19 protein-coding genes are annotated in these 21,514 nt (G+C 61.0%); 4 read left to right on the top strand and 15 right to left on the bottom strand.

What is annotated here, in order from left to right; translation table 11 throughout:
- Positions 1-48: 48 nt before the first annotated feature.
- From Q7C20_RS23615 to Q7C20_RS23595, 5 genes are all read right to left on the bottom strand, one after another.
- Positions 49-1,071 (bottom strand): putative 2-aminoethylphosphonate ABC transporter substrate-binding protein, encoded by a 1,023-nt coding sequence (locus Q7C20_RS23615; protein ID WP_375070658.1) that lies wholly within the window; start codon positions 1,069-1,071, stop codon positions 49-51.
- A 22-nt stretch (positions 1,072-1,093) separates the two neighbouring features.
- Positions 1,094-2,800, bottom strand: coding sequence for a putative 2-aminoethylphosphonate ABC transporter permease subunit (locus Q7C20_RS23610; protein ID WP_375070656.1), 1,707 nt, complete (start codon positions 2,798-2,800; stop codon positions 1,094-1,096).
- 1 nt (position 2,801) lies between these two features.
- On the bottom strand, positions 2,802-3,866 hold the full coding sequence (locus tag Q7C20_RS23605) for a putative 2-aminoethylphosphonate ABC transporter ATP-binding protein (protein ID WP_348056853.1): 1,065 nt from the start codon (positions 3,864-3,866) through the stop codon (positions 2,802-2,804).
- A 247-nt stretch (positions 3,867-4,113) separates the two neighbouring features.
- Positions 4,114-4,977: a LysR family transcriptional regulator gene (locus Q7C20_RS23600; protein ID WP_375070654.1), complete on the bottom strand. Its 864-nt coding sequence runs from the start codon at positions 4,975-4,977 to the stop codon at positions 4,114-4,116.
- A gap of 16 nt (positions 4,978-4,993) precedes the next feature.
- Entirely contained in the window at positions 4,994-7,252 is a 2,259-nt protein-coding gene (locus Q7C20_RS23595) for a heavy metal translocating P-type ATPase (RefSeq protein ID WP_375070652.1), read from the bottom strand.
- Between the two features lie 85 nt (positions 7,253-7,337).
- Here Q7C20_RS23595 and cadR point away from each other — a divergent pair, with 85 nt between their 5' ends.
- On the top strand, positions 7,338-7,778 hold the full coding sequence (cadR, locus tag Q7C20_RS23590; protein WP_375070651.1) for a Cd(II)/Pb(II)-responsive transcriptional regulator: 441 nt from the start codon (positions 7,338-7,340) through the stop codon (positions 7,776-7,778).
- 72 nt (positions 7,779-7,850) lie between these two features.
- Here cadR and Q7C20_RS23585 read toward each other — a convergent pair whose 3' ends face one another.
- Positions 7,851-8,684 (bottom strand): thymidylate synthase, encoded by an 834-nt coding sequence (locus tag Q7C20_RS23585; protein ID WP_078739624.1) that lies wholly within the window; start codon positions 8,682-8,684, stop codon positions 7,851-7,853.
- Between the two features lie 51 nt (positions 8,685-8,735).
- Positions 8,736-9,548 (bottom strand): prolipoprotein diacylglyceryl transferase, encoded by an 813-nt coding sequence (gene lgt, locus Q7C20_RS23580; RefSeq protein ID WP_348056845.1) that lies wholly within the window; start codon positions 9,546-9,548, stop codon positions 8,736-8,738.
- A gap of 215 nt (positions 9,549-9,763) precedes the next feature.
- Between lgt and Q7C20_RS23575 the strand changes: the two genes are divergently transcribed.
- Positions 9,764-10,510 carry an NRDE family protein gene (locus tag Q7C20_RS23575; protein ID WP_375070649.1) on the top strand — a complete coding sequence of 249 codons (747 nt, stop codon included), beginning with the start codon at positions 9,764-9,766 and terminating at the stop codon, positions 10,508-10,510.
- Between the two features lie 105 nt (positions 10,511-10,615).
- Here the strand turns inward: Q7C20_RS23575 and ptsP are convergent, their stop codons facing one another.
- Together ptsP and Q7C20_RS23565 are read right to left on the bottom strand one after the other, a co-directional pair.
- A complete protein-coding gene (ptsP, locus tag Q7C20_RS23570) occupies positions 10,616-12,895 on the bottom strand; it encodes a phosphoenolpyruvate--protein phosphotransferase (RefSeq protein ID WP_348056841.1) in 2,280 nt (759 codons plus the stop codon).
- A 22-nt stretch (positions 12,896-12,917) separates the two neighbouring features.
- On the bottom strand, positions 12,918-13,397 hold the full coding sequence (locus Q7C20_RS23565; protein ID WP_003176750.1) for an RNA pyrophosphohydrolase: 480 nt from the start codon (positions 13,395-13,397) through the stop codon (positions 12,918-12,920).
- 143 nt (positions 13,398-13,540) lie between these two features.
- Between Q7C20_RS23565 and Q7C20_RS23560 the strand changes: the two genes are divergently transcribed.
- Positions 13,541-14,197, top strand: coding sequence for an HAD family hydrolase (locus Q7C20_RS23560; RefSeq protein WP_375070647.1), 657 nt, complete (start codon positions 13,541-13,543; stop codon positions 14,195-14,197).
- A gap of 99 nt (positions 14,198-14,296) precedes the next feature.
- Here the strand turns inward: Q7C20_RS23560 and Q7C20_RS23555 are convergent, their stop codons facing one another.
- Entirely contained in the window at positions 14,297-14,710 is a 414-nt protein-coding gene (locus Q7C20_RS23555; RefSeq protein WP_375070645.1) for a DUF2269 family protein, read from the bottom strand.
- Between the two features lie 40 nt (positions 14,711-14,750).
- Positions 14,751-16,265 (bottom strand): threonine ammonia-lyase, biosynthetic, encoded by a 1,515-nt coding sequence (gene ilvA, locus Q7C20_RS23550; RefSeq protein WP_375070643.1) that lies wholly within the window; start codon positions 16,263-16,265, stop codon positions 14,751-14,753.
- Between the two features lie 136 nt (positions 16,266-16,401).
- On the opposite strand from ilvA, the gene rpiA reads away from it, so the two are divergent.
- Entirely contained in the window at positions 16,402-17,073 is a 672-nt protein-coding gene (rpiA, locus tag Q7C20_RS23545; RefSeq protein ID WP_375070641.1) for a ribose-5-phosphate isomerase RpiA, read from the top strand.
- 125 nt (positions 17,074-17,198) lie between these two features.
- Here rpiA and Q7C20_RS23540 read toward each other — a convergent pair whose 3' ends face one another.
- From Q7C20_RS23540 to Q7C20_RS23525, 4 genes are all read right to left on the bottom strand, one after another.
- On the bottom strand, positions 17,199-18,107 hold the full coding sequence (locus Q7C20_RS23540) for an SdiA-regulated domain-containing protein (RefSeq protein WP_375070639.1): 909 nt from the start codon (positions 18,105-18,107) through the stop codon (positions 17,199-17,201).
- Between the two features lie 119 nt (positions 18,108-18,226).
- The gene (locus tag Q7C20_RS23535) at positions 18,227-19,150 is read right to left on the bottom strand and encodes an SdiA-regulated domain-containing protein (protein WP_375070637.1); all 924 of its coding nucleotides are present in this window, start codon (positions 19,148-19,150) and stop codon (positions 18,227-18,229) included.
- Positions 19,151-19,399: 249 nt separating this feature from the next.
- Positions 19,400-20,065 carry a fumarylacetoacetate hydrolase family protein gene (locus Q7C20_RS23530; protein ID WP_375070635.1) on the bottom strand — a complete coding sequence of 222 codons (666 nt, stop codon included), beginning with the start codon at positions 20,063-20,065 and terminating at the stop codon, positions 19,400-19,402.
- Positions 20,066-20,088: 23 nt separating this feature from the next.
- Complete coding sequence (locus Q7C20_RS23525) at positions 20,089-21,483, bottom strand: FAD-binding oxidoreductase (RefSeq protein ID WP_348056825.1); 1,395 nt, start codon at positions 21,481-21,483, stop codon at positions 20,089-20,091.
- Between the last annotated feature and the right edge of the window lie 31 nt (positions 21,484-21,514).

Here is a 21,514-nt window from a genome sequence, read left to right as displayed (position 1 = left end):
TGTGGGAGCTGGCTTGCCTGCGATGAGGCCATCAGCCCTAACGAAAACTTACTGACCCGCTACCTTCTCCGACTTGCCGTCATAGCGCTTGCGCCATTCAGTCAGGATGCTGTCGCGGTTTTTCGAGGCCCAGGCGAAGTCGTTCTTGATCAGGCGCTGTTCGTAGTCAGCCGGCAATTCAGTCTGCGGCTTGGCAATACCTGGCTGGGCGAGCACGGCGAAGTTGTCCTTGTACAAATCCATCGCTGCGGGGCTCGCGGAGAAGTCAGCCAGCTTTTTCGCCGCGTCTGCATGGGCGGTGCCCTTGATCACAGCCGTCGCTTCGATGTCCCAACCCAGGCCTTCTTTCGGCAGGATAATGTCCAGCGGCGCGCCCTGGCGCTTCAACTGCACGGCCGGGTATTCGAAGGAAATACCAATCGGGAACTCACCCGACGCCGCCAGCTTGCACGGCTTGGAGCCGGAGTGAACGTACTGGCCGATGTTCTGGTGCAGGTCGTCCATGTACTGCCAGCCCTGTTTCTCGCCGAAGGTTTGCAGCCAGGCGCTGACGTCGAGGAAACCGGTGCCGGAAGACGTCGGGTTCGGCATCACGATCTTGCCTTTGTACTCAGGCTTGGTCAGGTCTTGCCAGCTCACCGGTTTGGTCAGGCCCTGCTTTTCGGCTTCGACTGTGTTGAAGCAAATGGTCGCCGCCCACACGTCCATGCCGACCCAGGCCGGCGGGTTGGCGGCGTCGCGGTAGTTCTTGCCGATCTTGTCCAGGTCCTTGGGCGCGTAGTTCTCCAGCATGCCCTGCTGGTCTAGGATCGCCAGGCTCGAAGCAGCCAGGCCCCAGACCACGTCGGCCTGCGGGCGGTCTTTTTCAGCCAGCAGCTTGGCGGTGATGATGCCGGTGGAGTCGCGTACCCATTTGATTTCGACGTCCGGGTTAGCCTTTTCGAAGGCCTCTTTGTAAGTCTTCAACTGCTCGGCTTCGAGGGCCGTGTACACGGTCAGCTCGGTCTTGGCGAAGGCATTCAGGCTGAATGCAGTGAGTACCGCAGCGACCAGCGCCAGGGGCTTGAACATGGAACACCTCCTACAGGGACAATTATTGGCCGGGCGCGGTCTGGCGCCAGGCTTGGGAGCGGCGCAATGCGCCACGTGAGGCCCACGCCAGCAGCAGCGAGACGCCGGCCGAGGTGAACAAAATCAGAGTCGACATCGCCGCCGCGCCGCCCACGTTGCCCGCGTCATCCATGTTCAACACGGCGACGGCGGCGAGGATGGTGTCGGGGCTGTAGAGGAAGATCGCGGCGGACACGGTGGTCATCGCCGACACAAACAGGTAGCGCACGATGTCCAGCAAGGCGGGCAAGCAAATCGGTACCGTGACTTTCAGGTAATGGCGGTACAGCGGCGCCTTGAGGGACAGCGCGGCGGCTTCGAATTCGGCGTCCAGCTGGCGCAGCGCGGTGGTCGCGGTCATCTGCGCGGTGGTCAAATAGTGCGCAATGGTGCACACCACCAGCAGGGTCATGGTCCCGTAGAACACATGCAGCGGGTTGCCGTTAAGGTTGAAAAAGAACACGTAGCCCAGGCCGAGCACCAGGCCCGGCACGGCCATCGGCACAAAGCTGAGCATGCGCAGCGCCAGGTTCAGGCCTTTCTGGCCCTTGGTCTTTTCCATCAGGTAAGCGCCGGTGAAGATCAGCACACTGCCCACCAATGCTGTGCACAGCGCCATGGTCAGGCTGTTGCGGTAGGCCAGCCAGCCGCCGCCCGCGGTGTCTTCGAATTGGTAATGGCTGAGGGACAGCGACAGGTTGTACGGCCAGAATTTCACCAGCGAGGAATACACCGCCATGCCGAACACCAGCAGCAACACGGCGCAGATCAACAGCACGGTGGCCAGGTAGCAGCCGTCTCGCAGCCGCGACTGCGCGGGCTGGAACACTTGGGCTCGGCCACTCATGGAGTCGCCATGGCGACGGCGCAGCCAGGCATCCACCGCAAAACTGAACAGCGCCGGCAGCAGCAACACCATGCCAATCAACGCGCCGCGACCAAACTGTTGCTGGCCGACCACCGCCTTGTAGGCTTCCAGCGCCAGCACCTGATAATCGCCGCCGACCACCACGGGCACGCCGAAGTCGGTGATGGTCAGGGTGAACACCAGGCAGAACGCCGCGAACACCGCCTGGCGTGTGGCCGGCCAGGTGATGCTGCGAAACGCCCGGGCCGGGCTGGCGCCCATGCTGGAAGCGGCATCAAACAAGCGCGCATCTGCCAGAGACAGCGCCGACAGTAGAATCATCAGGGCATGTGGGAAGGTGTAGATCACCTCACCCAGCACAATCCCCCAGAAGCCGTAGATGTTGTCCGAGAGCAGGCCGCGCAACAGGCCCTGATTGCCGAACAGGTACACCAGCGCAATCCCTGGCAACATCGACGGTGCCATCAACGGCAGCAGCGACAGGCCGCGCCAGATCGCCTTGCCGGGAATCAGCGTGCGTTGCAGGGCGTAGGCAAACAGGTAGGCCAGGGGTACGACGATGGCCGCGACGCTGAGGGAAACTTTCAGGCTGTTGCCGAGTAGCCAGTGGAAGTTGTCGCTGGTCACCAATTCGCGTGCCGCTACGAGGCCGCCGCCCTGCCCGGCGGCACTGCTGAAGCCGCGCCAGAAGATCGCCAGCAACGGCATCAGCACGGCGATGCCGAGCAGTAACAGCCACAGCAGTTTGCCGCCGACCACGAAAATACGGTCGCCCGTTTCGGCACGTGATGCCTGACGCGGCAACGTCATCACGGCGGCCATGTCAGGCAAACACCTGCAGGCTGCGCGGCGGCAAGGCGACCCAAATGTCCTGCGCACCGAGGCGCGGCATGGCTTCCGGGGCCAGCTCGGCGAGCAATGGATGCCCTGGCAGTTGCTCCAGCTCAAAGCTCATGCGGCAGCGGTTACCCAGAAAGGTGATCTCGCGGACCTTGGCCGGGAACAGGTTTTCTTCATGCACCGGCGGGTTGACGCTAATGGCTTCCGGGCGACAGAACAGCCGGCCGGATTTGGCCACGCCCGCATCGTCGGACAAGCGCATATTCATCCCGCCAACCTGGGCGTGGCTGGCACTGTTGCGGCTGAAAGGCAGCCAGTTGCCCTGGCCGACAAACTCCGCCACGAAGGGCGTGGCCGGGCGGTCGTAGATTTCCTGCGGCGTGGCGTACTGCTCGACCTTGCCGTTGTTCATCACGGCAATGCGGTCGGCCATCAGCATGGCCTCGTCCTGGTTGTGGGTGACCATCAGCGTGGTGATGCCCAGGCGCCGTTGCAGCTGGCGCAGCTCGGTGCACAGATGCTCACGCACACGGGCGTCGAGGGCGGACATGGGTTCGTCCAGCAATAACAAGGAAGGCGCCGGGGCCAAGGCACGGGCCAGGGCGACACGTTGTTGCTGGCCGCCGGAAAGCTGGCCGGGGTATTTTTTTTCGCTGCCGACCAGGCCCACCAGTTCCAGCATCTGGCCGACGCGCTGACGCACTTCATCGCGGCCATTGCCCATCAGGCCGTAGCCGATATTCGCTTCAACGGTGAGATTGGGAAACAGTGCGTAGGACTGGAACAGAATGCCGTAGTCCCGCGCTTGTGGCGGCAACAGAGACACGTCGCGATTGCCCAGGCGCAGCTCACCGCTGTCCTGGCGCTCCAGGCCGGCGATGCAGCGCAGCAAGGTGGTCTTGCCACAGCCGGACGGGCCGAGCAGGCACACCAGCTCGCCGGCGGCGACGTCCAGGGACACGTTGTCCAACGCGGTAAAGGCGCCGAAGCGCTTCTGGATACCACGCACCGTCATCGGCGCGCCGGGGTTGGTCAGGGCTGTGTTCATGGAGGCACCTCATCAAACTGATGAAGGCCATGCTAGGCGGGCAATGCGTCGCGGTTGTGGCAGGAAGGCAAAAGGCGGTGATAGTGGTATTCGTGGATTTGTGTAGGAATTATGGAGATGGGGTGTCTGGTCTGCCGCATTCGCGAGCAAGCCCGCTCCCACACTTGACCGAGTTCCAACCTGAGAATGCAGTCAACATGTGGGAGCGGGCTTGCTCGCGAAGAGGCCCTCAAAGCCACTATCAACCTCAGATTGGCGACATTTCCTGCGCCAGCCCCAGAAACGCCGCCGGGAGCCGCGCAGCCTTTCTTTCCTTGAGGCAGTACAAATACTCCGGAATCTGCGGCGCGTTCTCGATGGTCAGCACCCGCAACTGCGGGTCGTGGGGCACTTCCTGCCGGGCGATGATGCTGATGCCGATATTGCGCAGCACTGCTTCGCGAATCGATTCGCGGCTGCCGATTTCCAGCAGCGGCCCATAACTCACGCCGGCGCCCTGCAACATTTCTTCGGTCAGCCGCCGCGTGGTGGAGCCGGCTTCGCGCATCAACAAGGTGTGCCCGGCCAGGGCACTTAACGGCACGTGATCGAGGTTGGCCAACGGATGGTTGCGATGCACCGCCAGCACCAACGGATCGGTGCCCAGCACGCGGCGGATCAAGCGTGGGTCTTCGAGCAATTGCGAGGAAGCGGCGACGTCAACGCGGTAATCATCCAGCGCTTCGAGCACTTGCTGGGAGTTGCCGATTTCTACCGACACTTCTACCTGTGGCAGGCGCTCGCGAAAGGCTTTGACCAGATCAAGAATGTAATACGGCGCCGTTGCGGCAATGCGTAAGGCGCCCTGAACCTGGCCGGTGTTGCGCAGGAAAAACTCGATGTCCGCTTCCTGCTGCAACAGCGTCTTGACCATCGGCAGCAACCGCGCGCCGTCGTCGCTGACGGTGAGGCGGCGCCCGCCGCGGTAGAACAGTTCAACGCTGTATTGGCTTTCCAGGTTGCGAATCTGGGTGGTGACCGTGGGCTGGCTCAGGCCGAGCTTTTTCGCCGCCTGGGTGATGCTGCCCAGGCGGGCGACCATGTAAAAAGCCTTCAGCTCGGCACTCAGCACGCCACCCTCTCATCGTTTATTTGCGCAACAGGCGCAGGCCATTGAACACCACCAGCAGGCTCACGCCCATGTCGGCGAACACCGCCATCCACATGGTGGCCAGGCCCAGGAACGTGACCGCGAGGAAGATCGCCTTGATCACCAGCGCCAGGGCGATGTTCTGCTTGAGGATACTCGACGTTTGCCGCGACAACCGAATGAAAGCCGGAATCTTGCGCAAATCGTCATCCATCAACGCCACGTCGGCGGTCTCGATGGCCGTGTCGGTGCCAGCAGCGGCCATGGCAAAACCGATCTCGGCGCGGGCCAGCGCCGGGGCGTCGTTGATGCCGTCGCCGACCATGCCCACGCGGTGGCCTTTACCGTAAAGGGCTTCGATGGCTTGCAGTTTGTCGGTGGGCAGCAGGTCGCCCTGGGCCTGATCGATGCCGACCTGGGCGGCAATCGCTTGCGCTGTGTGGGTGTTGTCGCCGGTGAGCATCAGGGTTTTGATGCCCAGCGCGTGGAGTTGCTGGATCGCTTCGCGGCTGCTGTCTTTGACGGTGTCGGCCACGGCGAACAGCGCCAGCGGGCCGGATTTGTCGAGCAGCAGCACCACGGACTTGCCTTGTTTTTCCAGGGCGAAGAGTTTTTCTTCCAGCGCCGGCGAGCACAGGCCGAGGTCTTCCACCAGGCGGTGGTTGCCCAAGTGGTAGGTTTCGCCATTGATGTCGCCGCGCACACCGCGACCGGCCAGGGCCTCGAAGTTATCCACAACGTGGGCGGGCAGGTTTTTATCCACAGCCGCGTTGGCGATGGCCAGCGACACCGGGTGGTCAGAGCGACCGGCCAAGCTGGCCGCCAAAGCCGGCGCGCTGTCTTCAATGTTGGGAAACAGCGCCAGGTAATCGGTTTGCACCGGCTTGCCGTGGGTGATGGTGCCGGTCTTGTCTAGGGCCAGGTAGTCGAGTTTGTAACCGCCCTCCAGGTACACGCCGCCCTTGATCAATATGCCTTTGCGCGCCGCTGCCGCAAGGCCGCTGACGATGGTCACCGGGGTGGAAATCACCAGTGCGCAAGGGCACGCGACCACCAGCAGCACGAGGGCGCGGTAGATCCAGTCAAACCAGACGCCTGCCATGAACAGCGGCGGAATCAGCGCCACGCCGAGGGCAAACAGGAACACCGCCGGGGTGTAGACCTTGGCGAAGCTGTCGACAAAACGCTGGGTCGGCGCCCGCGCGCCCTGGGCTTGCTCCACGGCGTGAATGATGCGCGCCAGGGTGGAGTTGTTGGCGGCGGCGGTGACTTTGTACTCCAGGGAACCGGCCTGGTTGATGGTGCCGGCGAAGACTTTGTCGCCCACGGTCTTTTCAATCGGCAGGCTTTCACCGGTGATCGGCGCCTGGTCGATAGTGGATTGCCCGGCGGTGACTTCACCGTCCAGGCCAACGCGCTCGCCGGGTTTTACCCGCACGATGGCGCCCATTTCAATACTTTTGACTTCCTGTTCAGCCCAGGAGCCGTCGGTCTGCTGCACCGTAGCTTGCTCCGGCGTCATCTGCATCAAGCCGCTGATGGCATTGCGCGCCCGATCCAGGGACTTGGCCTCGATCAACTCGGCCACGGTGAACAGGAACATCACCATGGCCGCTTCCGGCCACTGGCCGATCAGGATCGCACCGGTGACGGCGATGCTCATCAGCGCGTTGATGTTCAGGTTGAGGTTTTTCAGGGCGATCCAGCCCTTTTTATAGGTGGTGAGGCCGCCGCTGAGGATCGACACCAGCGCCACCAGTGCGATGACCCAGGTCGGTGCGACGCCGCTGAAATGCAGCACCTCGGCACCCAACGCGCCTACGCCGGAGACAGCCAGCGGCCACCAGTGTTTCTTCGCAGGTGGCTCGGCGGCGGCGACGCCCTCCTCGATGGGGTCGGCCTGCATGCCGAGGGATTTGATCGCCTCGACAATCGGCGCAGTGCTCGGCAAGTCGTGGGTGACGCCGAGAATGCGATTGATCAGGTTGAATTCCAGTTGCTGCACACCGGCGAGCTTGCCCAGTTTGTTCTGGATCAGGGTCTGCTCGGTGGGGCAGTCCATGGCTTCAATGCGGAAGGTGCTGAGCCGCGAGCCGGCGGTGGGCGCGTCGCTCAGTTGCACCAACGCGGGAGCTGGCGTGCCGGAACAGCAGGCGCCGCCGTGGCCGTGGTTATGCACAGGCGTGAGTTTTTTCGGGGCATGATCGTGGTCGTGATCATGGTCGTGTTTGTGCGGGGTGTGGAGGGAGTCGCTCATTCTGTCGCGTCCGTAAAGGTGCCTGTTGCCAAGTAAAGACCCTGTAGCCACTATAGGGTCAAGCACCCATTTGGAGATTGCTGCAATGAAGATCGGCGAATTGGCCAAACTGACCGACTGTCAGGTGGAAACCATCCGTTATTACGAGAAGGAAGGACTGCTCCCGCCCCCGGCCCGCACGGACGCCAACTACCGCGTGTACACCCAGGCGCACACCGAGCGGCTGATCTTTATCCGCAATTGCCGCAGCCTCGACATGACCCTCGAGGAAATCCGCAGCCTGCTCGGGCTGCGCGACAGCCCGCAAGACCAGTGCGAAAGCGTGAATGCGTTGATCGACGAGCATATCCACCATGTAAAAGCGCGGATCGACGGGCTGCTGGCCTTGCAGGAGCAGTTGCTCGATTTGCGCCAGCGCTGCGGCGGCGGGGATCAGTGCGGGATCTTGCAGCGGCTGGAGGTCAGCGGTGGCGTGACGGCCAGTGAGGCCGAGCCTTCCCATGTGGGCAGAAGCCACGGCCATTGATTCAGCCTGGCAACCTGATTCATATGTGGGCGCTGGCTTGCCAGCCCCCACATTTTTTGACCGAGGCCGCTTTCAGATTGCGACGTCAGCCTTGATGCTTGGGTCGGCGTCGTAGCCGACGATTTCAAAGTCTTCAAACTTGTAGTCGTAGATCGACGCAGGTTTACGCTTGATCACCAGTTCTGGCAGCTTCTTCGGCGTGCGCGCCAGTTGGGTGCGGATCTGCTCCATATGGTTGCTGTAGGCATGGGTGTCGCCGGTGGTGACGATGATCTCGTGCGGGATCAGGTCGCATTGCTGGGCGAGCATATGGGTCAGCAGCGCCAGGGCGGCGGTGTTGTACGGCAGGCCGAGGAAAACATCGGAGCTGCGGATGTACAACTGCATCGACAGGTGACCGTCGTGCACAAACGCCTGGTACAGCAGGTGGCACGGCGGCAGGGCTTGCTTGCCGTCACGGGCGTTTTGCTGCGGGCTTTTAGTTTCGTCCGGCAGGTATTCGACGTTCCAGCCGTGGAACAGAATGCGACGGCTGTTGGGGTTGTTCTTCAGCGTGTCGACCATGTAATCGATCTGGTTGATCGTGCCGCCGTCCTTGGTCGGCCAGGCGGTCCACTGCTCACCGTAGACCGGGCCCAGGTCGCCGTCTTCGGTGGCCCATTCGTCCCAGATTTTCACGCCGTTTTCGTTAAGCCACTTGATGTTGGTGTTGCCGCTCAACATCCAGATCAATTCGTTGGCGATGCTTTTGAAATGAAGCTTCTTGGTGGTCAGCAGCGGGAAGCCGTCGGCCAAGTTATGCCGATACTGACGGGCGAACACGGCCTTGGTGCCGGTGCCAGTGCGATCGCCCTTGGTCAATCCATTGGTCACGACGTCGTTCAGTAGTTCGAGATATTGCTTCATGTTTTTACCTGTATCAAAGAAGCCGAGGCGCGCACGCCCCGGCGTTCGTATTTAAAGCGCGGCGTTCTTGATCGGTTGCGGGCGATTGTAAGCCCACCACAGCAGGCCCAGGCCAGCGATGATCATCGGCAGGCTGAGAATCTGACCCATGGTCAACCAGCCCCACGCCAGGTAGCCCAGCTGTGCATCCGGCACGCGGACGAACTCGACGATAAAGCGGAAGATCCCGTAGAACAACGCGAACATGCCGGACACGGCCATGGTTGGGCGTGGCTTGCGCGAGAATAGGTAGAGGATAAGGAACAGTGCCACGCCTTCCAGCGCGAACTGGTAGAGCTGCGACGGGTGGCGCGGCAGTTGCGCCGGGTCGCTGAACGGCGGGAACACCATGGCCCATGGCACGTCGGTCGGCTTACCCCACAACTCGGCGTTGATGAAGTTACCGATTCGCCCGGCGCCCAGGCCGATTGGCACCATTGGCGCAATGAAGTCCATCAGCTGGAAGAACGACTTGCCGTTGCGACGGCCGAACCACCACGCGGCGATCATCACGCCAACAAACCCGCCGTGGAACGCCATGCCGCCCTTCCACACTTCAAAGATCAGCGTGGGGTTGGCGATGTAGGCCGGCAGGTCGTAAAACAGCACATACCCCAGGCGTCCGCCGACGATGACTCCCATCGACAGCCAGAAAATCAGGTCGGAGAGTTTCTCTTTGGTCCAGGTCGGATCAAAACGGTTCAGGCGCCGGGAAGCCAGGAACCAGGCACCGCCGATGCCGATCAGGTACATCAACCCGTACCAGTGGATTTTCAGCGGACCGATGGCCAGGGCCACCGGGTCGATCTGCGGGTAAGGCAGCATTGCGACTCCTCGTTAATCATTAGTCATGGCGACCGGACCTTGCCCGGGCGCGATTAAGCCTGCGTTACATCAAGAAACTTATTCGCCGAGGAAGCCGACGGTCATCCACAAAGACCGGCATGTTAACGGATGGAAGGCGTGCGACCCAACTGGATACGATGGAACGCCTGTGCCTGAGTGGGTAGAGTGGCAAAAAACACAAAAGGGATCGCCTGATGTGCCTGATTGTTTTTGCCTGGCGGCCGGGTCACGCCCAACCGCTGATCGTCGCGGCCAACCGCGATGAGTTCTACGCCCGCCCGAGCCTGCCACTGGCGCAGTGGCCGGATGCTCCCGATATCTATGCCGGCCGTGATCAGCAAGCCGGTGGTACCTGGCTTGGGGTGAATGCAGCCGGACGTTTTGCGGCCCTGACCAATATTCGCGACCCGCACCAGCCACCGGCGCGCAAGTCCCGTGGGGAGTTGGTGGCGCGCTTTCTGAGTGGATCACTGCCGATTGACGAATACTTGGCTGACGTTAACGGGCGTTCGATTGAATACGCCGGTTTCAACCTGCTGCTGGGCACGCGGGATGAGCTGTGGCATTACAACGCCAATGACACCGAGCCGACGCGGTTGCAGCCCGGGGTATATGGGTTATCCAATGCCGGGCTGGACACACCGTGGCCCAAGTTGCTCAAGGCCAAGGCGGCACTGAGCGGGTTGCTGGAGGATCCACAGCCGGAAGCGTTGTTGGGGATTTTGAGTGATGCGCAGACCGCGCCGTTCGCTGACTTGCCGGACACCGGGGTGGGGTTGGCGACGGAGAGCCTTTTATCCAGCGTGTTTATTGCCAGCCCGAGTTATGGGACGCGGGCGAGCACGGCGCTGATTGTGAATGCGGATGGGTCGCGGCGGATGGTGGAGCGCAGTTTTGGGCCGCATGGAGGGCGGCTCGGTGAAGTCGAACTGATGATTTAGCGGTGCCTGGACTGGCGCCATCGCAGGCAAGCCAGCTCCCACATTTGACTGTGTATGCAGTTCAAAATGTGGGAGCTGGCTTGCCTGCGATAGCCGCGCTTCGGTCTAAAGGGTTTTCGCCGACGCCGGGTTAATCATCCGCGTCAGCCCCAGGTTCTTCAGCGCCAATTGCAGCGAGCTGTGGATAACTTGCGGGTTGTCGATGGTCATCAATTGCGCCAGCAGATCCTTGGCCATGCCCAGTTCGACCTGGCGCAACATCCACTTCACCTTTGGCAAGTTGGTAGCGTTCATCGACAGGCTGTCAAAGCCCATCGCCATCAACAGCACCGCCGCCGCCGGGTCGCCGGCCATTTCACCGCAGATGCTCACCGGCTTGCCTTCGGCATGGGCGTCGCGCACCACGTGTTGCAGGGCTTGCAGCACCGCCGGGTGCAGGTAGTCGTAGAGGTCGGCGACCCGCGGGTTGTTACGGTCCACGGCCAGCAGGTATTGGGTCAGGTCGTTGGAGCCGACGGACAGGAAGTCTACCTGGCGCGCCAATTCCTTGGCCTGGTACACCGCCGCCGGAATCTCGATCATTACGCCAATCGGCGGCATCGGCACGTCAGAGCCTTCGTCGCGCACTTCGCCCCAGGCGCGGTGGATCAAGTGCAGCGCTTCTTCCAGCTCATGGGTGCCGGAGATCATCGGCAGCAGGATACGCAGGTTGTTCAAGCCTTCACTGGCCTTGAGCATGGCGCGGGTCTGCACCAGGAAAATTTCCGGGTGATCAAGCGTTACACGAATGCCGCGCCAGCCGAGGAAGGGGTTGTCTTCCTTGATCGGGAAATACGACAGTGACTTGTCGCCGCCGATGTCCAGGCTGCGCATGGTCACCGGCAACGGGTGGAATGCGGACAGTTGCTCGCGATAAATCGCCAGCTGCTCCTTCTCACTCGGGAAACGCTGGTTGATCATGAACGGCACTTCGGTGCGGTACAGCCCCACGCCTTCAGCGCCGCGCTGTTGCGCACGGGCTACATCGGCGAGCAGGCCGGTGTTGACCAGCAACGGCACGCGGTGGCCGTCGAGGGTGACGCAGGGCAGTTCGCGCAGAGAATCCAGGCCCAGTGCCAGTTGTTTCTCTTCTTCCACCACCTCGGCGAACTGCTTGCGCAGCAAGTCGCTGGGGTTGGTGTAAACCTCGCCGCGATGGCCATCGACGATCATGTCGATGCCGTCGACTTTGGAATACGGCAAGTCCACCAGGCCCATCACCGTCGGGATGCCCATGGCTCGGGCCAGGATCGCGACGTGGGAGTTACCCGAACCCAGAACCGAGACTAACCCCACCAGCTTGCCTTCCGGCACTTCGCCGAGCTGGGTTGCGGTCAGCTCTTCACTGACCAGGATGGTGTTGGCGGGGAACACCATGTTGGTCGTACGGTCTTCCTGCAGGTAAGCCAGCAGACGGCGACCGAGGTCGCGCACATCCGAGGCCCGCTCACGCAGGTAGGCGTCGTCCATCATTTCAAAGCGGTTAACGTGATCGGTCACCACCTGACGCAGCGCGCCCTGGGCCCACTGGCCGGTCTTGATCACGGTTTTGACTTCGTTCCCGAGGGACGCGTCGTCGAGCATCATCTGGTACACGTCGAACAGTGCGCGCTCTTCCGGGCGCAGCTGGGTGGCCAGCTTGTTCGACAGGTTGCGCATGTCAGCGCGTACGCCTTCCAGCGCGGTTTTGAACAGTTTGATTTCAGCTTCGATGTCTTTGACGGTCTTGTCCGGCACCACGTCCAGGTCCGCCGGCGGCAACATGACCACCGCCGTACCGACCGCAGCGCCCGGCGAACCCGGCACACCGACAAACTTGGCCGCCTGGATGCCCTTGCCTTCACGGCCCAGGCCGCGAATCGAACCCGTCGCTTCGGCGTGGGCAATAACCCCGGCCAACTGCGCGCTCATGGTCACCAGGAAGGCTTCTTCACCTTCGTCGAACTGGCGGCGCTCTTTTTGCTGGATGACCAACACGCCGACGACGCGGCGGTGGTGAATGATCGGTGCGCCGAGGAACGAGGCGTAACGCTCTTCGCCGGTTTCGGCAAAGTAGCGGTAACGCGGGTGATCGGCCGCGTTTTCGAGGTTCAGGGGTTCTTCACGCGTCCCCACCAGGCCCACCAGACCTTCATTGGGCGCCATGCTGACCTTGCCAATGGAGCGCTTGTTCAGGCCCTCGGTGGCCATCAGCACAAAACGGTTGGTCTCGGGGTCCAGCAGGTAAACCGAGCAGACCTGGCTGCCCATGGCTTCCTTGACGCGCAACACAATAATCCCCAACGCCGCCTTGAGATCCTTGGCGGAGTTAACTTCCTGGACGATCTTGCGCAGCGTATTGAGCATGGCTCGGGGTCGAACTCCGTCGTCAGTCGCGCGCTAAAAGGCGCGGGGCAAGCTCTTTGAGAGCGCGACGATAAACTTCGCGCTTGAATGTCACCACCTGGCCCAACGGGTACCAATAGCTGACCCAACGCCAGCCATCGAACTCCGGTTTACCGGTTAAATCCATCCGCACCCGCTGCTCGTTGGAGATCAGGCGCAGGAGAAACCATTTTTGCTTCTGGCCGATGCACAGCGGTTGGCTGTGGGTACGCACCAGGCGTTGCGGCAAACGATAGCGCAACCAGCCACGGGTACAGGCCAGAATTTGCACATCTTCGCGCTCAAGGCCGACTTCTTCATTCAACTCACGGTACAAGGCGTCTTCAGGGGTTTCGTCGGGGTTGATTCCGCCTTGAGGAAACTGCCAGGCATCTTGGTTGATTCGGCGAGCCCATAGCACCTGTCCGGCATCATTCGTAAGAATAATCCCGACATTAGGACGGAAACCATCGGGGTCGATCACGGCAACAACCTCGCAAACGCATGTCGCCGCATTGTTCCACAAAGGTTCATCAAGCGGCAACGAGGCTTCTTACCTTATGTGCACTCTTGTGAAAAGACCGTATTCTGGACGCCTTTTTACAGACTTTTCAGCGAGTAACTGCAATGCGCCTGGCTTTATTCGACTTGGACAACACCCTTCTCGGCGGTGACAGCGATCACGCGTGGGGCGATTACCTGTGTGAACGCGGGATTCTCGACCCGGTGGCCTACAAGGCCCGCAACGACGCGTTCTATCAGGACTACCTGGCCGGCAAGCTGGATAACGCCGCTTACCTGAATTTCAGCCTGGAAATCCTCGGCCGCACCGAGATGGCCCAGCTGCAGGCGTGGCACAACGACTTTATGCGCGACTGCATCGAGCCGCTGATGCTGCCTCAAGCTGTGGAACTGCTGGCCAAGCACCGCGCCGCCGGCGACAAGCTGGTGATCATCACTGCGACCAACCGCTTCGTGACTGCACCGATTGCCGCGCGCCTGGGCGTTGAAACCCTGATCGCCACCGAGTGCGAGATGGAAAATGGCCGCTACACCGGGCGCAGCACCGATGTGCCGTGCTTCCGCGAAGGCAAGGTGACGCGCTTGAACCGCTGGCTGGAAGAGACCGGGTATAGCCTGCAAGACAGCTACTTTTATAGCGATTCAATGAATGACTTGCCGTTGCTGGAGCAGGTGACGCATGCGGTGGCGGTGGATCCGGACCCGAATTTGCGTGCAGAGGCCGAGAAGCGTGGGTGGCCGGTGATTACGCTGCGCAGCTGAGTGCGCTATCGCAGGCAAGCCAGCTCCCACCTTTACTGTGTTCGCAATTCAAAGGTGGGAGCTGGCTTGCCTGCGATGAAGCCGACTCGGTCTTGAGCCTTAAACCGGCTTGGCGCCCATCAACCCGGCAATCGCCACAAACCCCACCAGACTGACCACCGCCAATACCAGGGTGAAATTCAGGTTGCCGCCCTCGCCTTTGCGCAGGCGATTAAGCCGCGCCACCAGCCAGAACCACGCCAGCGCCGCCACGGTGTAGAGAATGCTGGAGCCCAGAATCCAGATTTGCCCCAGCGGCCAGCCGATCAGATGCGCCAGCCACCAGCCGGTAAACGGCATGCTCACCAGGCAAACGCCCATCAGTAGCCACACAAACACCCACGGGCGTTGCACGGTCACCGCCGGGCCGGCGCTGCGTTTGCGCCAGGCCAGTACCGCCAGGCCGAGGCCGCTGAGCAGCAGCAACACGGTGGCGGTGATGTGGATAACCTTGAGGGTGGTCAGCGTTTCCATAGTCTCTATTCCTTAAGGGCCGCTCAGTCAGCGTAGTCGCTCAACCGAGGAACAGCTGGTAGGCCGGGTTTTCGCTTTCATCCCAGTACGGGTAACCGATTTCGGCCAGAGCGGCCGGCACCAGGTGGCGCTCGTCCGCCGGTACTTGCAGGCCCGCGACCACACGGCCATCGGCGGCGCCGTGGTTGCGGTAGTGGAACATCGAGATGTTCCAGCGCCCGCCCAGCTTGTTGAGGAAGTTGAACAGCGCGCCGGGCCGCTCCGGGAATTCGAAGCGGAATACCAGCTCGTCACTGACCTTGGCCGCATGCCCACCGACCATATGGCGGATGTGCAACTTGGCCAGTTCGTTTTCGGTGAGGTCCAGCACCGGGAAACCCTGGCCTGTGAGGCTGGCGATCAACGTGCTGCGCGGATCGTTTTCCGGGTGAGTCTGCACGCCGACAAAGATGTGCGCCTCGCGGCCGGAGTGGTAGCGGTAGTTGAATTCGGTGATCTGGCGCTTGCCGACGGCTTCGCAGAACGCCTTGAAGCTGCCCGGCTGCTCGGGGATGGTCACGGCGATGATGGCTTCGCGGCCTTCACCCAGCTCGGCGCGCTCGGCCACATGGCGCAGGCGGTCGAAGTTCACGTTGGCGCCAGAGTCGATGGCGACCAGGGTTTGCCCGGTGACGCCACGGGTCTCCACGTATTTCTTGATGCCCGCCACACCCAACGCGCCCGCAGGCTCAGTGATCGAGCGCGTATCGTCGTAGATGTCCTTGATCGCCGCACAGATTTCATCGGTGCTCACGGTGATCACTTCGTCTACATAGTCTTTACAGATTTCGAAGGTGTAGTGGCCGATCTGCGCCACCGCCACGCCGTCGGCAAAGATGCCCACGGTTGGCAACACCACGCGCTCACCCGCAGCCATGGCGGCTTGCAGGCAGTTGGAGTCGTCTGGCTCAACGCCGATGATCTTGATGTCCGGGCGCAGGTATTTCACGTACGCCGCGATACCGGCGATCAGCCCGCCGCCGCCCACCGGCACGAAAATCGCGTCCAGCGGCCCCGGGTGCTGACGCAGAATTTCCATCGCCACGGTGCCCTGCCCGGCAATGGTGTGTGGGTCATCATAAGGGTGAATGTAGACGTAGCCTTTTTCGTCGACCAGTTTCAGCGAATAGGCCAACGCTTCCGGGAAGGTATCGCCATGCAGCACCACTTTGCCGCCACGCGAACGCACGCCTTCAACCTTGATTTCGGGCGTGGTCTTGGGCATCACGATGGTGGCTTTCACCCCCAATACTTTAGCGGCCAGTGCCAGGCCCTGAGCATGGTTGCCCGCCGACGCCGTGACCACGCCGCGCGCGCGCTCCTCAGCCGTCAACTGGGTCAGCTTGTTATAGGCGCCGCGAATCTTGAACGAGAACACCGGCTGCAAGTCTTCGCGCTTGAGCCAAACGTTGTTGCCCAGCCGCTCGGAGAGCTGGCGAGCAGTTTGCAACGGGGTTTCCACGGCGATGTCGTAGACGCGCGAGGTGAGGATCTTTTTGACGTACTGTTCAAGCATCGGCGGAAATCACTGAGCAGGTTGGGCAGGGCCAAGGAGTCTAACCCAGCGTTTGGCCGGGCGACCACACGAATCCCGAGGTTTTGTTGGGTTATACTCGCGCCCCTCTTTAGTCCCCGCCCGTTCCGGAGCCCGCATGACCCAGGATCAACTCAAACAGGCAGTGGCCCAGGCCGCCGTCGATTTAATCCTTCCCAAACTCGACGACAAGAGCGTCGTCGGTGTCGGCACCGGCTCCACTGCCAACTGCTTTATTGACGCACTGGCCCAGCACAAAGGCGCATTCGACGGCGCCGTCGCCAGCTCCGAAGCCACCGCCGCACGCCTCAAAGGCCATGGTATTCCGGTGTACGAACTCAATACCGTGAGCGACCTGGAGTTCTACATCGACGGCGCCGACGAAAGTGACGCGCACCTGAACCTGATCAAAGGCGGCGGCGCAGCCCTGACCCGCGAGAAGATCGTCGCGGCCGTAGCCAAGACCTTCATCTGCATCGCCGACGGCAGCAAGCTGGTGCCGGTGCTCGGCGCGTTCCCGCTGCCGGTGGAGGTGATCCCGATGGCCCGCAGCCACGTGGCCCGCGAGCTGGTAAAACTCGGCGGCGACCCGGTGTACCGTGAAGGCGTGTTGACTGACAACGGCAACATCATCATTGACGTGTTCAATATGCAGATTACCAACCCGGTGGAGCTGGAAAGCCAGATCAATGCCATCGTTGGCGTAGTGACCAACGGCCTGTTCGCCGCACGCCCGGCGGATGTATTGCTGCTGGGCACATCCGAAGGCGTCAAAACTCTTAAAGCCTGACGCAAAACCCAATGTGGGAGGGGGCTTGCTCCCGATAGCGGAGTGTCAATCGCCAGATGTGCGGACTGATCCACTGCCATCGGGAGCAAGCCCCCTCCCACATTTGAACTGCGCTGTACCCAGGGTCAGGGCTTCTTGAACACGTAAAACAGGTTCGGCTCGCTGACCAAATACAAGCTGCCTTCGTCATCCATGGCGATCCCTTCGGCCTGAGGCACACGTTTTTTCAGGCCCTGGCGCCCGTTGAGCAACGACAAGCTGCTCAACGGGCGACCGTCAATGTCCAGCTCCAGCACCAGAAACGACTCATCCGACAGCGCCAGCAAATGCCCGCTGCGCTCGTCGTATTGCAGGCTCGACAGGTCGCGTACAAACAGCCCGGCATCGCGCTTGGGGTTGTTGATCACGTGCACCGAATAGGTTTTTTCCGGCTTGAAGTGCGGAAACCCGTGGACCTCGTAGATCAACATCGGGTCGCGCTCCTTGGCCACGAACAGGCGCTTGCCCACCGAATCGTAGGCCAGGCCTTCGAAACCTTTGTTGCCGCCAACGTGCACGCCGAGGGTCATTTGCTCCGCGTCGGCGGCGTCGAGAAATTTCGTGTCGTCATCCACATGCACTTTGATCAGCCGCTGCTGGGCTTCATCGCTGATCACGTAGATGTTGTCGCTGATGAACTCCACTGCCTCGGCATCGCCAAAACCCACCAACGGTATGCGCCGCAGGAGTTTGCCCTCCAGCGACAACTCGATCAGCTCGGCGTTTTTATTGGTGACGGTAAACAGGCTTTTGCGCACCGGGTCATAGGTGAGTGCCGAGACGTCTTCATTAAGGCCTTCGATCACCTGGCCTTCAACCACTACGCGGTAATCGGCCAGGCCAATCGAGCGCTCATCGGCAGGCGAGCGCCAGGTCTGCCAGTTGAACCACGCGCGTTCGAACAAGCGAAGTTGCTGCGCGACCAACCCGGAGGCAACCAGGGCGATCAGCAACAGAATAAGTAATGCGGGTTTGGGGCGGGTAAATCGGCGCATCAGCAGGGCTCAAGATCAAAAGTGGCGAATGAATATCACGCCTGTCTGAATTTAAACTTAAACGCTGCCCGATGTCTGGCGAATGCCGTTCCTGGAGAAATATCCGACGTAATCGTGGGTTATTTTTGCTTTTCGAAACGATAGAACAGGTTCGGCTCACTGACCATGTACAGCGTGCCGTTCTCATCCATGGTCACGCCTTCTGCGCGGGGGATGGTTTGCTTGAGGCCGTTGAAGCCGCCGAGCAGGGTCATGAAGCTGACTTGCTCGCCCTTTTCATCCAGTTCCAGCAACAGGTGTGAGTCGGCCGACAGCACCAGCAGGTGCCCGGTACGTGGGTCGACCGCCAACGCCGAAAGGTTGCGCATGTCCAGCTCGGTGCTGGCGACCTTTTGCTTGTCGCCGGTCAGCGCAATGCCATCGCTTTTCAAGGTAAACAGCGCGGGCGGGCGCTCTTCGCCGAGTACGATTTGTTGATTGCGCTTGTCCCAGGTGACGCCTTCGAAGGCTTTGTTCTGGTTTTTGGACGGGCCCAGGTCGTAGGGCTTGAAGTCGGCGATGTTCAGCTGCTGGGTGCCTGGGTCTACCTTGACCACGGTCAGGCTGTGCATACGCTCATCGACAATGGCCATATGGCCATCTTCCATCATCGTCAGACCTTCCGGGTTGTTCCAGCCAATGAGCGGCATTTTGCGCAGCACGTCGCCTTGCAGGCTTAGCTCAACGAGGAACGGGTTTTTGCCCATGACGGAAAACAGGGTTTTGGTCTGCGGGTTGTACGTCACATCCGAGGCTTCGTCCTTTTCCATGCCAGGCAGCAGTTTGGCGTCGATGACCACGTGGTAGTCCGGCAGCCACACACTGGCTTGTTGCTCGGCCGGGGTTTCAAAGCGCTCCGCTACCCACAAGACGCCGCGATCGTCCCAATGCATGACCCATGAAACGCCATACACAATCACCCCGACCAGAAGCAGCCAGGAATACCAGCGCAGGGAGAGACGGGAGCGAGGCTTGGAAGTGACGGTAGGCAAGGGCACGGCCATGGGGTGCTTTTCCGGGAAGTCAGCTTAAGGTGATAGCACAGGACCAGCAGGCCTGCGCGCAGGACGCTGGGGATTATCCGGATGGTGTGTGAAAAAAATGCAATAAAGCCATAAGCAGGATGAACTCGGAGCCACTGTGGGAGCGGGCTTGCTCGCGAAAGCGGTGGATCAGCCAGCTCATCTGAAACTGACGTACCGCATTCGCGAGCAAGCCCGCTCCCACATTTTTGACCGAGTTTCGCCAGGGAGTTAGCGAACGCTGCTTTCGAAGCGGCTGCCGCCACCCAACTCCAGCACCAGTTCATCACCCACATTCAGCGGGCCCACGCCAGCCGGCGTGCCGGTGAGGATTACGTCGCCCGCCTGCAGCGAGAAGCAGCTGGCCATGTGCTGGATCATCGGGATGATCGGGTTGAGCATCTGCGAGCTGTTACCGTCCTGGCGCACTTCGCCGTTGATGGTCAGGCGAATGCCGATGTCGGTCACGTCCGGGAACGTGCTGCCAACCACGAACGGTGCGATCACCGCCGCGCCGTCGAAGGACTTGGCGATTTCCCACGGCAGGCCCTTGGCTTTCAGCTCGGCCTGCTTGTCGCGCAGCGTCAGGTCCAGCGCCGGGGCGAAACCGGAGATGGCGTCCAGCACTTCTTCGCGGCTGGGCTTGGTCGACAGCGGTTTGCCGATCAATACCGCGATTTCAGCTTCGTAATGCACCGAACCGCGCTCGGTCGGAATGGCAAACCCACCTTCCAGCGCAACCACGCAGCTGCCCGGCTTGATGAACAGCAACGGCTCGGTCGGTACCGGGTTGTCCAGCTCCTTGGCGTGTTCGGCGTAGTTACGCCCGATGCACACCACTTTACCCAGGGGAAAGTGAATGTTGGTGCCGTCGACATACTTGTGCTGGTAGCTCATGGAACGACTCCTTCAGGGGGCGGTTAAACAGCGAAGATCTTGCCAGGGTTCATGATCCCGTTCGGGTCGAACACCGCTTTCACTGCTTTCATGTAGTCGATTTCAACCGGCGAACGGCTATAGGTCAGGTAATCGCGCTTGGTCATGCCAACACCATGTTCGGCGGAGATCGAACCGTTGTACTTCTGCACGGTTTCAAATACCCACTTGTTCACGGTGGCACACTTGGCGAAGAACTCGTCCTTGCTCAGGTTTTCCGGCTTGAGGATGTTCAGGTGCAGGTTGCCGTCGCCAATGTGGCCGAACCAGACGATTTCGAAGTCCGGGTAGTGTTGGCCAACGATCGCGTCGATTTCCTTCAAGAACGCCGGCACTTTGGAGACGGTGACCGAAATATCGTTCTTGTACGGCGTCCAGTGGGAAATGGTTTCTGAAATGTACTCGCGCAGTTTCCACAGGTTATGCAGCTGGGTTTCGCTCTGGCTCATCACGCCGTCCAGCACCCAACCCTGCTCCACGCAGTGTTCGAAGGTTTCCAGGGCGTGGTTGGCGACTTCTTCGGTGGTGGCTTCGAATTCCAGCAGCGCGTAGAACGGGCACTCGGTTTCGAACGGCGCCGGCACGTCGCCACGGCCCATGACTTTGGCCAGGGCCTTGTCGGAGAAGAACTCGAAGGCGGTAAGATCGAGCTTGCTCTGGAAGGCGTGCAGCACCGGCATGATCGAGTCGAAATCAGTGGTGCCGAGCACCATCGCGGTGAGGTTCTTTGGCGCACGGTCCAGACGCATAGTCGCTTCGACCACAAAACCCAACGTACCTTCGGCGCCGATAAACAGCTGGCGCATGTCGTAGCCGGTGGCGTTCTTGATCAGGTCGCGGTTCAGCTCCAGCACATCACCCTTGCCGGTGACGACCTTCATGCCGGCCACCCAGTTGCGGGTCATGCCGTAGCGAATAACCTTGATCCCGCCGGCATTGGTGCCGATATTGCCGCCGATCTGGCTGGAACCGGACGAGGCGAAATCCACCGGGTAGTACAGGCCTTTTTCTTCGGCGACGTTCTGCAATTGCTTGGTGACCACGCCCGGCTGGCACCTGGCAGTGCGGTCGGTGAGGTTCACCTCAAGAATTTGGTTCATGTAGTCGAACGACACCACCACTTCGCCATTCGCTGCCACCGCAGCTGCCGACAGGCCGGTACGCCCACCCGATGGCACCAGCGCCACCTTGTGTTCATTGGCCCAACGGACGATGGCCTGCACCTGCTCGATGGTCTTGGGGAAGACAATGGCGGTGGGCGCGGGGGCGAAATGCTTTGTCCAATCCTTGCCGTAAGTCTCCAGGGAGTCTGCATCGGTCAGTACTTTGCCGGGCTCAACCAGGGTCTTCAGCTCATCAATCAGGGCAGGATGGGTCATCGACAGAACTCTCGAACAATTCATGGTCATC

It is taken from the genome of Pseudomonas sp. AMR01, from assembly GCF_041946035.1.
Classification (GTDB): domain Bacteria; phylum Pseudomonadota; class Gammaproteobacteria; order Pseudomonadales; family Pseudomonadaceae; genus Aquipseudomonas; species Aquipseudomonas antarctica_B.
This window is presented reverse-complemented; position numbering and strand designations above follow the sequence as displayed.